General features: G+C 38.0%; 10 protein-coding genes. 5 read left to right on the top strand and 5 right to left on the bottom strand.

Going from position 1 to position 15,619, the window contains the following annotated elements:
* Positions 1 to 87 precede the first annotated feature (87 nt).
* Positions 88 to 1,968, bottom strand: a complete 1,881-nt coding sequence (locus tag QM491_RS19545) for a pseudouridine synthase (protein WP_283329220.1) — start codon at positions 1,966 to 1,968, stop codon at positions 88 to 90.
* Positions 1,969 to 2,577: 609 nt separating this feature from the next.
* Here QM491_RS19545 and QM491_RS19540 point away from each other — a divergent pair.
* Entirely contained in the window at positions 2,578 to 4,572 is a 1,995-nt protein-coding gene (locus tag QM491_RS19540) for a CHU_0125 family OmpA-like outer membrane integrity protein (protein WP_283329219.1), read from the top strand.
* 153 nt (positions 4,573 to 4,725) lie between these two features.
* Complete coding sequence (locus QM491_RS19535) at positions 4,726 to 6,063, top strand: dihydroorotase (RefSeq protein ID WP_283329218.1); 1,338 nt, start codon at positions 4,726 to 4,728, stop codon at positions 6,061 to 6,063.
* A 140-nt stretch (positions 6,064 to 6,203) separates the two neighbouring features.
* Here the strand turns inward: QM491_RS19535 and QM491_RS19530 are convergent, their stop codons facing one another.
* On the bottom strand, positions 6,204 to 6,851 hold the full coding sequence (locus QM491_RS19530; RefSeq protein WP_283329217.1) for a DUF2306 domain-containing protein: 648 nt from the start codon (positions 6,849 to 6,851) through the stop codon (positions 6,204 to 6,206).
* 209 nt (positions 6,852 to 7,060) lie between these two features.
* Positions 7,061 to 8,086 carry a Holliday junction branch migration DNA helicase RuvB gene (gene ruvB, locus QM491_RS19525; protein ID WP_283329216.1) on the bottom strand — a complete coding sequence of 342 codons (1,026 nt, stop codon included), beginning with the start codon at positions 8,084 to 8,086 and terminating at the stop codon, positions 7,061 to 7,063.
* A gap of 381 nt (positions 8,087 to 8,467) precedes the next feature.
* On the opposite strand from ruvB, the gene QM491_RS19520 reads away from it, so the two are divergent.
* Entirely contained in the window at positions 8,468 to 9,175 is a 708-nt protein-coding gene (locus QM491_RS19520) for an MIP/aquaporin family protein (RefSeq protein WP_283329215.1), read from the top strand.
* A gap of 447 nt (positions 9,176 to 9,622) precedes the next feature.
* On the opposite strand, the gene QM491_RS19515 is transcribed toward QM491_RS19520, so the two are convergent.
* Positions 9,623 to 12,106: an OmpA family protein gene (locus QM491_RS19515; RefSeq protein WP_283329214.1), complete on the bottom strand. Its 2,484-nt coding sequence runs from the start codon at positions 12,104 to 12,106 to the stop codon at positions 9,623 to 9,625.
* A 282-nt stretch (positions 12,107 to 12,388) separates the two neighbouring features.
* Between QM491_RS19515 and rnhB the strand changes: the two genes are divergently transcribed.
* Together rnhB and QM491_RS19505 are read left to right on the top strand one after the other, a co-directional pair.
* On the top strand, positions 12,389 to 12,961 hold the full coding sequence (rnhB, locus tag QM491_RS19510) for a ribonuclease HII (RefSeq protein ID WP_283329213.1): 573 nt from the start codon (positions 12,389 to 12,391) through the stop codon (positions 12,959 to 12,961).
* 38 nt (positions 12,962 to 12,999) lie between these two features.
* The gene (locus QM491_RS19505; RefSeq protein ID WP_283329212.1) at positions 13,000 to 14,484 is read left to right on the top strand and encodes a GH3 auxin-responsive promoter family protein; all 1,485 of its coding nucleotides are present in this window, start codon (positions 13,000 to 13,002) and stop codon (positions 14,482 to 14,484) included.
* Positions 14,485 to 14,675: 191 nt separating this feature from the next.
* On the opposite strand, the gene QM491_RS19500 is transcribed toward QM491_RS19505, so the two are convergent.
* Entirely contained in the window at positions 14,676 to 15,296 is a 621-nt protein-coding gene (locus QM491_RS19500) for a hypothetical protein (RefSeq protein ID WP_283329211.1), read from the bottom strand.
* Positions 15,297 to 15,619 lie beyond the last annotated feature (323 nt).

Genomic DNA, 15,619 nt, shown 5'->3' with positions numbered 1-15,619 from the left:
ATATGCACTTAAAGTGTTACAAAAATAAAAGGCGGTGTCGAAGTAAATCGACACCGCCTTTTTCAATAGATATAATCTTAAACGAAACTACACAAAATATTTCAACTTGATTACTTCTTGTTCTGTTAAGAATCTCCAAGTACCTCTTGGCAAGTCTTTTTTGCTTAAGGTTGCAAATGTAGTACGGTCAAGTTTCAATACTTCATAACCCAATGATTCGAAAATTCTTCTTACAATACGGTTACGTCCTGAGTGAATTTGAACTCCTATTACCATATTATCTGGTGTTACAATAGCCAACTCATCTGCTTTGATTTCGCCGTCTTCTAAAGTAACTCCTTTCAATATTTGGTCAAAGTGTTCGCTTGTCAAAGGTTTATCTAATTCAACTTGATAAATTTTCGTGACTTCGTTTGATGGGTGAGTTAATTTATCAGCTAATTCACCATCATTTGTCATCAACAACAAGCCTGTTGTATTTCTATCCAAGCGACCTACTGGGTAAATACGCTCTTGACACGCATTAGACACCAAGTCCATCACTGTTTTACGCTCATTTGGATCTTCAGTTGTTGTGATAAAATCTTTCGGTTTATTCAACAATAGATATACCATTTTCTCACGGCTCAACTTACGGTTACCATATTTTACAATATCACCGTGTTTTACCTGATAACCCATTTCGGTTACAATCTTTCCGTTGATTTTGATTTCGCCAGCTTTGATTAAATCATCCGCTTCACGTCTTGAGCATACACCTGCGTTAGCAATGTAACGGTTCAAACGAACAAGCGATGAAGAGCTTTCACTTTTCTCGATTTGCTTTTGAACTTTCTTTGGTGCTGTTTCTTTATATTTATCTAAACGGTATGTTGGCGTCCATTTATCTGATTCTTCTTGTGGACGGTGAGCTTTGAAGAGGTTTTTTTGTCCTCCAAAGTTTGCTTTTGCCGAACCATAAGTTTTTTCAGTTCTCGCTGTTCTAGGTTTTCTTTCCGAACCTTCTTCTCGGCGCTCGCTACGTGGAGCATCTTTGTCAAATTTTGGACGGAATTCACGCTTTTCGCCATCAAATCCGCCTTCACGACGTGGCCCACGTGAGTCGTCACGATTAAAGTCACGTTTTTCAAAACCACGACCTTTATCTTCAAATCTTGGACGGAATTCACGTTTCTCGCCGTCGAATCCACCTTCACGACGTGGACGTGAGTCGTCACGGTTGAAGTCACGCTTTTCAAAGCCACGACCTTTGTCTTCAAATTTTGGACGGAATTCACGTTTCTCGCCGTCGAATCCACCTTCACGACGTGGACGTGAGTCGTCACGGTTGAAGTCACGCTTTTCAAAGCCACGACCTTTATCTTCAAATTTTGGACGGAATGCACGTTTCTCGCCGTCGAATCCACCTTCACGACGTGGACGTGAGTCGTCACGGTTGAAGTCACGCTTTTCAAAGCCACGACCTTTATCTTCAAATTTTGGACGGAATTCACGCTTTTCACCATTGAAACCGCCTTCACGACGTGGACCACGTGAGTCATCACGGTTGAAGTCACGCTTTTCAAAGCCACGACCTTTATCTTCAAATTTTGGACGGAATTCACGCTTTTCACCATTGAAACCGCCTTCACGACGTGGACCACGTGAGTCGTCACGGTTAAAGTCACGCTTTTCAAAGCCACGACCTTTATCTTCAAATTTTGGACGGAATTCACGCTTTTCGCCATTGAAGCCACCTTCACGACGTGGACGTGAGTCGTCACGATTAAAATCTTTTTTCTCGAAATTTGGTTTGAAATCTTTGCGGGCAGGGCGGGACTCGTTTGAGTCAAATGATTTTTTATCTGAGTAGCGCTCGTTTTTAGCAGGAGCTTCACCTCTTAATTCACGTTTTAATTCTTCTCTTCTTGTACGTGACTGTTCTCTTCTTTCAGGACTAAATTCTTCTTTTTGAATTCTCTTTCTCATCTTTTTGATTTGTTAAAAAATTGCAACATCACTGCTGTAATCAAATTATTAAACTTCTTTTGTTTAATAACAAAAATAAAAGGCCATAGCCTTGTAACATACTGACTATTAGAACACTTATCATTCTAACTATTAAACTTGGGGTGCAAAGGTACAATATTTTTTATGATAAATCCCAACTTTTGAAAGTACAATTTTTTATATTTTTCAAAAACCCTTATTTTACTCATTCTGAAAGGTTTAACAATACTTATATCATATAAGTACAATCATTTTCAGCTAAAATTCGTTTAATAAACGGTCAAAGTACCTAAATTCGTAAATAGTTAGGTTTGTATTATTATTTTATCGAAAAACAATTTAGTAATCGTCTAGCTCTTTACTTATTAAATGAAACTCACGGTCTTAGCGTAAATGTAGTTTCTTATCTAAGAGGAATACGATTGTATCGTAAAACTTTTCCTTTTTCTACATAAGCTATCAACGATTTTTGCTTGGATTGTGTCTTTACCAAAAATAAGTCTGTAAGAAATAAACAAAAAGTTTGAAATTCTTTTCTAATTTAAGTGGCCTAAAGCCTATCGCCGTTACAAAAAATCTATTTTCTATATGCAAAAACTTCGTACCTCAATATACTTATTGTCCACAGTATTGATGCTCGGGAGCTGTAACTCGGCTTTACAGTCGTTTAAGAAAGGACAGAAAAAGTTTGAAAACGGAGAATATGAATTGGCAATCAAAGAGTTTCAAAAATCGAGCTCTGCCAATTACGAAACCGCCAAATCAGCATTTTTAACTGCCGAATCTTATCGATTGTCTAATCGTATGCTCCAAGCTGGCGAGTATTATGAAAAAGCCTTAGCAGCTGGCAGTCGCGAAAACGATATTCGTTTTCATTTGGCTTATGCCCAAAAAGCACAAGGCAAATATGAAGATGCTGCCAAAAACCTTGAGAAATATCTTTCGGGCGTACCTAGCAAGGAGTTCAAAAACAAAGCTATTGCTGAGTTAGATATGCTTCCTGAAGTTTTGGCACTTGCCAATAAAAAGACTTTTATCGAGATTCAACCTGTAAGTATCAACTCGTCTGGCTCGGAGTTTTCTCCTATTTTGATAGATAAAGATTTGATTTTTACGGCTTCTCGCAAAGAATTGACTTACAAAAACAACGGCTTACCTTATCTCGGTCTTTACCGTGCTCCACTCAATAGCTCAACCGAAGTAGGAACTCCTCGCTTTTTTAGTGCCAATATCTTCAAGGATAATGCCAACGAAGGTACACCAGCCTTTACACGTGATGGCAAAACGATGGTATTTGCCCGTGGAAATACAGGAAAACGTTCTGACCAATCTCCAGATGTTGACTTGTATATTTCTAAACTAAATGATGGCGTTTGGAGTGAACCAGAGTTAATTTCAGTATCTGACTCATTGGCTTGGGATGGTAGCCCGTCGTTTTCTAATGATGGAAAAACTCTTTATTTCAGCTCAAACCGTGCAGGAGGTAAAGGTGGACTAGATCTTTACCGAGCAAATATTGACAACGCGGGTCGTTTTGGGCGTGCGATCAACATGGGGGCCGACATCAATACGGCTGGCGATGAAATGTTCCCTTATGTATCTGCCGATGGAAAGTTATATTTTGCTTCTGACGGACATCCAGGCTTAGGTGGTTTGGATTTATATATAGCTACTCGTAAAAATGGAGAAATTCAGGTAGAGCATTTAGGCTTGCCTCTCAACTCTCGATTTGATGATTTTGGACTTGTGGCGATAGATTCTACAAAAGGCTATTTTGCCTCAAATCGTGATAGCGGTAAAGGTGACGACGATATCTACTATTATGAAAATACCCAGCCAGGCAAAAAATACCAAGAAACCCCTCCTGTTGTAGCACAAAAAGATCCCGCTAAGAAAACTATTCGTTACTTTTTGGCAGGCGTCGTGAACGATGTTAAAAATGAAGGGTTAGATTCTGTTCGTGTGGCTATTTTGGACAACGAAAGCCAGCAAGCACTCGAAGAGGTCTTTACCAAAGCAGATGGCAGTTTTGGCAAAATCAGAGTAGAAACAGGAAAATCTTATACACTCGTAACTGAGAAAAAAGGTTACTTTATAAAGCGTGAGCCTTTTACGATGATTGGAAAAGAAATTCCTTTAGAAAAATTGACTAAAGCCGAAAACGATACGACTTATTACGTGAATATCTCTCTCGATAAGCCAGAAGTCGGTAAAGAAATCACGAAGCTTTTCCATATTGCACCAATTTATTACGATCTCGACAAATCAAATATTCGTAATGATGCGAGCGTGGAACTAGACAAAATCGTTCAGATTTTACAAGATAACCCAACCATTAAATTGGAATTAGGTTCACATACGGATTCACGTGCTTCAACGGATTACAACCAAAAATTAAGTCAACGCCGTGCTGATTCTGCGGTCGAATATATTATTTCGAAAGGTATCTCACGCGCTCGTATTGTAGCCAAAGGTTATGGCGAATCGCAGTTGGTTAACAAATGTGCCGACGGCGTAGAATGTACCGAAGAAGAACACCAAATGAACCGTCGTACGGAGTTTAAGGTATTGGAGGTGAAATAAGTATTTATTTTTGCCAACAATCATGCAGTAACAAAACAATGTTTGGCATTAGACTCAAGTTAGATTTTGAGTTTTTTTACAAAAAATTAGCAAGGAGTTATGAGTTATAGGTAATTTTGTTGCCACACTCATAACTCCTTAATTTTTTCCTCCATGAGCTCTATTCTAATCCTCAATGCTCAAGTTGTCAACGAAGGCAAAATTCAAGTTGCTGACATTTTAGTCAAAGATGGTTTTATCGACCAAATTGGTACTAATTTAAGCGGAATCTCAGCCGACAAAATCATTGATGCGACAGGCAAATACCTCTTACCAGGCGTAATCGACGACCAAGTGCACTTCCGTGAGCCAGGTCTTACCCACAAAGCATGTATTCATTCTGAGGCTCGTGCAGGTGTGGCGGGTGGCGTAACCACTTTTATGGAAATGCCAAATACCGTTCCGAACGCCCTTACTCAAGAATTACTCCAAGACAAATACGACATTGCTGCTCGTACCTCTTTGGCGAATTATTCTTTTTATATGGGTGCTTCAAACGACAATATCGAGGAAGTTCTCAAAACTAATATTACCAATATTTGTGGTATCAAAGTTTTTATGGGCTCATCAACGGGCAATATGTTGGTAGACAATGAAAAAACGCTCACAAATATTTTCTCAAATAGCCCAACTTTAATTGCTACGCACTGCGAAGATGAGGCTACTGTTCGTGCAAATTCGGCGCTTTACAAAGAGAAATACGGAGATAATCCACACCCAAGAGTTCATCCAGAAATCCGTAATGTGGAAGCTTGTATCAAATCGTCTTCAATGGCGATTGAGTTGGCGCAACAACATGGTGCTCGTTTGCACATTCTTCACATCACAACAGGCGAAGAAACACATTTATTCCGTAATGATATCCCCTTGAAAGATAAGAAAATCACTTCGGAGGTTTGTGTGCATCACCTATGGTTTGATGCTCGTGATTATGAAACATTGGGTAATCAAATCAAATGTAATCCTGCCGTAAAAGCTGATGGTCATAAACAACAATTGTTGGCAGCTTTGCTCGACGACCGTATCGATGTAATTGCAACCGATCACGCACCACATACTTGGGAAGAAAAACAAAATCCTTATTGGTCATCACCTTCGGGCTTACCATTGGTACAGCACCCACTACAATTGATGTTGGAGTTTTATAAAGAAGGTAAAATTTCTTTAGAAAAAATCGCCGAGAAAATGTCACACGCCGTAGCAGACTGTTTCCAAATCTCGAAAAGAGGTTATATCCGTGAAGGTTATTGGGCTGATTTGGTGCTGGTAGACTTGAATGAGGAAGTAACCGTTTCGAAAGAGAACGTACTATATCAATGTGGTTGGTCGCCACTAGAAGGCACTACACTTCGTTCTAAAGTGACTCATACAATTATATCAGGACACTTGGCTTACGAAAATGGCACATTCGACGAAAGTAAAACAGGTCAAAGACTTTTGTTTGAACGTTAGAAATGTTTTTTCATAATTTAGTGGTTGAGTGATTATTCTTCAAATCTACGGCTGTATCATTCATAAATATATTATCAAAACAGGCGTTCGAAATGAGTTTTCGAACGCCTGTTTTGATAATATATTTGAGTACTTTCTAATTAAGCTTTCTGCATTTTTTGCTTATACTTTCTTCTTACTCTACTGATAATCACACCTCCTATTACGCCTGGACCAATCCAAGCTACTAATGACGGTAATATATTATGATTATTTACTACCAAAAATGCTGTTACTGTAGCGATATAAGAACCTCCCATACGACTAATATGATTGAGCATCCAAGGTTGGTTGATTTTACCAGAAAAAGTGAGAATATCTGACATAGCAATAATCAACGAGAATAAACCAAATAATCCGAATAGCACAAAGTAAAAAGTAACACCTTGTTGATAAGCCCAAATACCATAAGCAATCATCACGATACCTGAAATTACGGTAATCAATGCGGCAATCCAGTCTTGTGCTTGCCAATTATTTTTACGACCCACCAACACCAATCGACGACCCGTAAAAGTATTGTAGAAACTAAATACTGCAATACAAGTCAGGAAAACTAAACGTGTTTCATTTTTGAATCTTAATATTGCTGTGATTGCCACCACCATCATTGCATAATAATAGATACGTCCCCAAAGTGTGTGTTTAGGACTTCCCTTAGGCGTAAACATCGCTATTAGTCCAACTACCAAAGCAGTCAAACCAGAAACAATATGTAAAATCAAAACTGCTGTAAGAAACTTTTCCATAATGTATTGAGAGATTTTTATTAAGAATTTCAATTTGTGAGGTTACCATTGCGGAACCGATGACACAAAGTAAAGGCAGCTCTCATGGAAGGTCAAATCTTAGGGGTAGGGAGCAAAAAATTGGGAAATTTGACAATTTGAGGGGAGTTTGGGAGCATTTAGGGATAAAAAACAAGGTCGAAAGAAGTGATTTCCTTTCGACCTTGTTTTTAAAATAGTTCGCCAGAGCGATATTTTGGTACGATACCTAAATGAGCATACGCTCTCTCGGTAGCCTCTCGTCCACGGGAAGTTCTTTTCAAAAATCCTTCTTGAATCAAGAATGGCTCATATACTTCTTCGATCGTTTCGGCCTCCTCGCCACAAGCTGTAGCAATAGTTGAAAGTCCAACAGGACCGCCTTTGAATTTTTCGATGATAGTTGACAAGATTCTATTATCCATTTCATCAAGACCATTTTGATCAACATCGAGTGCCGACAAAGCCATTTCGGCAATATCTACGGTAATACGACCATTACCTTTTACTTGTGCAAAGTCACGTGTACGACGGAGAAGGTTGTTGGCAATACGTGGTGTTCCACGACTACGACGAGCAATTTCATAAGCGCCAGCGTCGTCGATAGGCATACCCAAAATATGGCAAGAACGTTGTACGATTGTGGTCAACAATTTGGCGTCATAATATTCCAAACGGGCATTGATTCCAAAACGCGCACGCAAAGGTGCAGTAAGTAAGCCTGCACGAGTAGTAGCACCAATCAAAGTAAACGGACTGAGCGAAATCTGTACACTTCGAGCATTAGGGCCTGAGTCTAGTAAAATATCAATCTTATAATCCTCCATTGCTGAATAGAGATATTCTTCTACGATAGGATTCAGACGATGAATTTCGTCAATAAACAGTACATCAAATGGCTGAAGGTTTGTCAATAAGCCCGCCAAATCTGATGGCTTATCGAGCACTGGACCTGAAGTAATTTTGATATTAGCTTCTAATTCATTGGCTACAATATTTGAAAGCGTAGTTTTTCCCAACCCTGGAGGGCCATGTAACAATACATGGTCGAGAGCTTCCTCTCTCTGCTTAGCAGCCTGCACAAAAATCTTAAGGTTTTCGAGTACCTTATCTTGTCCTGTAAAATCATCAAATGAAAGCGGACGCAAAGCGCGTTCGATTTCTTTCTCCACAGTTGAAAGGTTTTCTTTACTACCTTTCAAATAATCTTCTCTCATATCAATAATCCTTTTTCAAGGGGTATATTTCATTTCTAATGTTTTCACTCAAAAATACAGATTTTTCGAGAGCTAAACATCAAGGTAAATTAAATACCCGTTATTCCTATTCTAAAGACTGTCTTTTAATTAATTTTTTCTTTTATTTGTGCAAGTAAATAAAAGATATTTTATGTTTTTAGAGATATAGAGTTAGAATATCGGCTTTGGGTAAATTATTATTTATGAGAAAAACCCAAAAACTATTTTCTATTAAGAATCTATTAAAATTAGGTAGGATTTGAATGTGTTACAATAGCTTGATTAGTAGCAGTTTCAAAACTAATGCCTAAACTCAACTTATATTTAACTATCCAATAATCTAAATCAAACTATTTGGCTATGCATTCAGCTTTTCTAGGCGAACTAATCGGAACAGCAGTTTTAATTTATCTTGGCAATGGTGTTGTTGCCAATGTTTTACTCAAACACTCCAAAGGCGAGAATGCTGGCTGGATGGTCATTACTACTGGATGGGCTATGGCTGTTACCATTGGTATTTTTGTTTCAACTGCATTTGGGAGTCCTGCGGCACATCTAAATCCTGCGGTTACGGTAGCGATGGCATGTAAATCTGGCGACTGGTCAAATGCTGGCTCATTTATATTAGCTCAACTCTTGGGTGGAATTTTAGGAGCTGTTTTGGTGTGGATTCACTATCATCCACATTGGGAAAAAACAGAAGATACAGGTTTAAAACTTGCTTGCTTTTCTACTTCGCCAGCAATTAATAAGCCTATTGCCAATTTAATGAGCGAGCTATTAGGAACACTTTTGCTCATTATTGTTCTGGGAGCTTTACCAAGTGTACCAAATCAATTGGGACCTTACGTAGTAGGGTTATTAGTTTGGGCAATTGGTTTATCATTAGGTGGTACAACTGGCTATGCTATTAATCCTGCTAGAGACTTAGGACCACGTATTGCTCATGCAATTTTGCCTATTGCTGGCAAAGGAAGTTCTGATTGGCAATACGCTTGGGTACCTGTAGTGGGTCCCATCATTGGTGCTATTATCGGAGGTCTTGTAATTGCACAATTTACTTATTGATAGAGTAAGCATTGAGTTCATTATAAATAACAAACATGAGTTATCTCTAATTTAGTGAGTTGAGATTGAGAGAATGAGTGATTATCTTAAAAGTTTATATTCTAGCAGTAGAGAAGCAATGCTTTACGAGTAAATATGTATCATTCTGAAAAATAGTATCAAAACATGAGTCATCTCTAATTTTGGAATAATTTAAAATAGAGACCTCTTGTTTGTGCTTATTGGGATTCACAAGGTGAACCATTGTACTGTTTATGAAAAAAGGCGTTCGAAATGAGTTTTCGAACGCCTTTTTTCATACTATATTTCAACATGACACCTCTTTATTTAGACGCAATCCTTTGCGTATCTACTTGTAAAATGTAGATTAAAAATAATCACTCATGCGCTCAATCACTAAATTAGGAATGACTCATATTTGTTGCTATTATAGCATACCTATTTACCCTATTCTGTTTTAGCCTTAATTACTTTCACTGTCGTTCTTCTGTTTTTTTGATGCTCACGTTCGGTACAACTAACGCCATCAGAACAGCCATTTACCAACAATGATTCACCATAACCTTTGGCCAACATGCGATTACGTTCAACTCCTTTTTTAGCAATATAGTCTACAGCTGCCTGTGCTCGCTTTGACGATAGATTAAGGTTTTCTTGGGCATCGCCTCTACTGTCTGTATGTGAGCCTAATTCAATAACCATACTTGGGTTTTTCATCAAGGTAGCCGCCAGTTTATCTAGCTCTCTTGCTGCATCTTTCCTGATTTTGGCACTACCCATATCGTAGTAAATATTGTCGATCGTAATCAAGTCACCTTCTTTAAACAAACCCAAATCCTGAGATACTACTTTTGGTTTAGCTTTCTTAATTACTTTATTAATTTTATTGACAGTGGTTCCATAACCATCTTTAGATACTTCGAGCGTATAATCACACCCCTCTTCCATATCAAAAGCATATACCCCGTCAGAACCTGTAATTACTTGTTGCTTTGAGCCATCGCACTCATTGATAAAAGTTACGAGCACGCCTTCGATAGGTATTTTTTCAATTTCGGTTTTTACTACACCTTTCAGTTGCGATACCTTTTCAGTTTTGATTGTATCTGTTGGTTGAGTAATCTCAACAGGAGGAAGGTTTTTGGGCTGAACCTCTGGTTGAGTTACAATCGGACCTCCTTGTTTTCGTAAAGGAATATCCATAGCAGAAGGTGCATTGTCCGACTCTCCTTTAGTCGAAAAACCTAGTACATTAGTATTATAGCCTTCTCTTTTTACTGTAATCACATAATCTGTATCTCGATTTACACAAAATTGTGTTTGACCAGATTCATTGGTTAATAGTTTTTCTTCGGTACCTCCTTTAGCTAGAAGGCTCACCTCTGCTTTACCTATTGAAGCTTTTGATTCGCCATCGACAATGGTCAATAGCATTTGGCGGCAGTCATAAACATCTAACATTTTAGTAAAACGATAAATATCATCGTCGTCACCTCTACGTCTGTCACTACTAAAATATCCATTTAGCCTTTGACCATCAGTAATAATACCAAAATCGTCATTTTCTGAGTTAAAAGGCTCGCCTATATTCAAAGGCGAACGATTAGGAAGTCCGTTTTGGGTAGATACAATAAAAATATCTAATCCCCCTGCACCTTTCAAACCATCTGAGGCAAAATAAACGTTACCTCTTTCATCAACAAAGGGAAAGACCTCAGTTCCTTTAGTATTTACATCTTTGCCCAAGTTAACAGGCGTTCCCCACTTATTATCTTTGTATTCTACTACCCAAATATCCATTCCTCCATGTCCCCCTTTACGATCAGATGCAAAGTATAAAAAACGACCATCTTTTGACCAAGCAGGGTGCGCTGTCGAAAAATCGTCACCATTGAAAGGTAATTCCGTTGCTTCGCTCCAACCAGACTCACTTAGTTCGGCAGTATACAATTTCAATTTGGTTACATTATCTTCACTTTTACCTTGCGAGCCTTCATTAAAGTTATTTCTAGTAAAAATAATTTTCGAAAAATCACTACTAAAAGTTGCAGGTCCTTCATGAAATTTAGTATTCAATGTTTTACTAAAGACCTCTGATTCCGCTATTTGCCCTTTAGTAGTTTGTTTTGACATTACCGCTTCAGCGGGAATTGATTCAAAATAGTTAACTGTTTTCGAATCGTTGGCTGTTATTCTGGTATAAAAATCCTTTCCTAGTTTTGAAGAGCCTGCTTTGGCAACTTTTTGTTTAGGAGCATCTAAGACCTCTTCCGAAACACCCGTAACCTTGTTAATATCACTGATATAATACAAATCCAAAAAACCTTTATTTCCAACCAAGCTACTACCTGTACCTTTTCCAGAACAAAAAACTAATCCATTTTTAAAATACATTGGACTAAACTCTGGGCGGGTAGTATTAAAATCAAGGTATTCGACCAAGTATCTTCCATTTTGAGTAAAAGGGTCATTAGAAATTCTCGAAACCGTTGATGGCTGATACTGGCGTGTATCGTCACGAAGAGAAACCGACAAATTATTGTACTTTTCAAACCATTCTTGTGCTTCTTTGAATTTATTATTTTGTACAAGAACTTGTGCAAAATACAAGTATGACTTCAGTTGGTCACCCGCAATTGTAGCAGGAATATCAAAGGCTTTACGGTAAGTTTGTTCCGAATTTTCAAATTTCCCTACAGCTTTGTAACTATAGGCTAGTTGTAAAAGCGCAGACAAACGTTCGGAAGTAGTAAGTTTTGGGGAGCTATTTTGAAGAACTTGTTCTAATTTGGGTATTGCAGTCACAAAACTAGACACCTCAAAATGTCGAGCAGCATCTTTGAGTAAGGAATTACCATTTTGAGACCAAACAGTTGCACTCTGTATTAAGCTCAAAATCAGTACAAATAATTTCTTTTTAACTTTAGGCATTATGTTAATGGGGTTGTAAAAGAAGTGTCCTAAAAGACCTGTAATCTTCATTTTTAATCGATTGAAAACACTTTCCCAATCCGATTAAAGCATAAATCATGCCAAGCAAGGATTGGATTTTTCTTATATGATTAATCTTATTTTTTCTTAAATCTATGGCGAAAATAGAGGTTATACCTTTATTCAAAACGGCCATTGGGGGTAGTTTAGGGCATAATCTGTTTTAAAGCTCTATGGAATTGAGATAGTTTTATAAATTTGTATCTCAACAATTCAAAAAATATGCTCAAAAGCTTTTACAATGAATCTTTAATCGAGGCAGGGCTCGACGAAGCTGGACGTGGATGTTTGGCAGGTCCTGTGGTAGCAGCGGCAGTGATTTTACCAAAATATTATGAACACGAGCTCCTAAATGATTCAAAGCAACTCAGCAAAAAACAACGAGAATTACTTCGTTTAGACATTCAGCGGGATGCCTTGGCGTGGGCAGTTGCGGAAGTATCCAATATCGAAATCGACCAGATAAATATTCTCAAAGCAAGCATGAAGGCTATGCACTTGGCTGTTGACCAATTACAAATACGACCAGAACACTTGCTGATAGATGGAAATCGCTTTCCAAACTATCCGATGATTCCTCATACTTGTATTGTCAAAGGTGATGCCAAATTTCTCAATATTGCCGCAGCCTCAGTATTAGCAAAGACTTTTAGAGATGATTTGATGACGGAGTTTGCTCAAACTTACTCACATTACGGTTGGGAACAAAATGCAGGGTACCCCACCCCCAAACATCGTAAGGCTATTCAGGAATTTGGAACGACCCCCTTGCACCGAATGACATTTAAGATGTAAATTGAATAAATTTCATTACGCACTTTTCAAGAATTATTATGGGAATAAGAGCCTTTTTGGCAAAACCTTTTGCTGCTTATGTGATTAATCAACGAAAAAAATGGGAGAAAAATGCCGTTGAAACACAACTAAACCTCATGAAATCGTTGGTCCAACAAGCTTCGAGTACGCTTTTTGGCAAAGAACACAAATTCTCAGAAATCAATGATTATGAGCAATTTAAGCAAAATATACCTATCCATGATTACGAAGGGCTAAAAAGCTATGTAGAGAAAGTCGTAGCTGGCGAGTCAGATATTTTGTGGCCAGACAAACCGTTGTATTTTGCCAAAACATCTGGCACAACATCTGGGGTAAAATACATTCCTATTTCAAAGGAATCTATTGGCTTTCATATCAATGGCGCTCGTGATGCTTTATTGAGTTATGTCCACGAAACAGGTAATTCTTCATTTCTTGACAAAAAATTAATATTCCTTTCTGGTTCGCCCGAAATGACGATGAAACATGGTATTCATGTAGGTCGTTTGTCGGGGATTGTAAATCACCATGTGCCCGATTATTTGAGAAGTAATCAATTGCCAAGCTACGATACCAATTGCATGGACGATTGGGAGGCCAAGCTTGATAAAATTATTGATGAAACACTTCCTGAAAATATGTCTTTGATTTCGGGGATTCCACCTTGGGTACAAATGTATTTTGACCGTATTCAAACTCGTACTGGCAAAAAAATTAAAGATGTATTTCCTGACTTTTCGGTGTTTGTGTACGGTGGCGTAAATTTTGAACCTTATCGTGCCAAATTGTTTGAATCTATTGGTAAGGAAGTGGATTCTATTGAAACCTATCCAGCATCGGAAGGATTCATCGCTTATCAGGATTCTCAAAAAGCAGAAGGTTTGTTATTACTCTTAAACTCTGGGGTATTTTACGAATTTATTCCAGCAGAAGATTATTTCAAACCAAACCCACGCAGGTTACATATTGGCGAAGTCGAATTGGGGGTAAATTATGCCCTCATTATGAATACTAACGCAGGTTTGTGGGGCTATTCGATTGGAGATACGGTCAAATTTGTATCTCTCGATCCATTCCGTATTGTGGTTTCTGGGCGTATCAAGCACTTTATTTCTGCCTTTGGCGAGCATGTGATTGGTGAAGAGGTAGAAAAAGCCATGCAATATGCGATGCAAAAACACCCAGAAGTAGAATTGGTAGAATTTACGGTAGCACCACAAGTAACACCACCTGAAGGCGGTCTGCCTTATCATGAATGGCTGGTAGAATTTGCAAAAGCACCAAACAACCTTGAAGCTTTTGCTAATGATCTTGATGAAAAACTCACTCAGCTCAATGTCTATTACGACGATTTGATAACTGGAAATATTTTGCAAAGACTCAAAATCAAAGCCTTAGCGCCAAATGCCTTTATCGACTACATGAAGTCACAAGGCAAATTGGGGGGGCAAAACAAAGTGCCTCGCTTGTCGAATGACCGCAAAATTGCGGATGAGATATAAGTATCAATGCTGAATTATGAGTTGTGAATTGTGAATGTAAAATTTTAATAATTGATAGATACCTTACATTCGCTATTTACTAAATATTGTTTTGTACGACTACTAAGGTAAGGATAAAGCAAACAAAGCAAGTGGCACAAAGTGATATTAATACTTTGTGCCACCTGCTTTTAATATTGTAAGCATTCTAATTATTGCCCAATTTTGGTATTGAGTTTGCTTAATTGCTTCACGTCAACTAATCGAATCACATCTTTTTTAGAGAATTTGATTACCCACAATCCCAACAAGTCACCTTTTTTACGAAAATCTAAGCTATCGATTTTTGTTTTTGTCACAAGTTCCTGCAACTGTGTTTTTGAAATACCTTTCAATTGATTTTCCAATACAACTGGAGATGTAAAATACAAATGCTCTTGGTCTTCGCTCATTTGAATATTATCAATCTGAGGTAAATGATTTTCGGCATTGTATTGATACGCATCTAATATTTCATTTACTTTTTTGCCCAATGCAGGATTTTGTAATTTGATTGGGCTCCCGATTTCTATACCAATACGATACGTTTTTTGTAAGGAATCGATAATAGGAGAATTGAGGATATTTTTGACAAAATTTTTGTTCAACTCTTGTGTTATTTTTTTCCCCCAATCATCTACTTGCGCTGTAATTTGTGCGCTATTGATACGTTTTACCTGTCTTTCTTTGAGTTCTTTTACAGCCGCAGTTGTATCAATTCTCTTGCTAAAATCACAAGATTGTAAGCTTATAATGAGGGCTAATAGCCCAATTCCAAATGTTAGTTTTTTCATTGCGATATCTATGTTTTTGGCAATCCTGCAAATATACAACAGAGCTTAGTCTAGAAACCAAAAAAGCCTCTAAATCAATAGAGGCTTTTTTGTTTGTTTTGTCTAGTCCTGAAATAGGTTGTCATCCAACCGACTTATTAAATGGAAACAAGTTCAAAAGCGAAACTGTCTAGTCCTGAAAAAGGTGGGCATTCGGCAGAAATGTTTTCTGGCTATTGTGGGTTGGAGGTCTTTGCTATCCATGTCGACGAGTGTCACACTCGACAACTGGCGACAGCAAAACATCTTTAAAATGACTCAAGGAGGTGTACTAAAAGTCCGAA

The sequence above is a fragment of the Flectobacillus longus genome (assembly GCF_030056705.1).
GTDB classification, from domain to species: Bacteria; Bacteroidota; Bacteroidia; order Cytophagales; family Spirosomataceae; genus Flectobacillus; species Flectobacillus longus.
The sequence above is the reverse complement of the archived record's forward strand: the minus strand, read 5'-3'. Positions and strand labels throughout refer to the sequence as shown.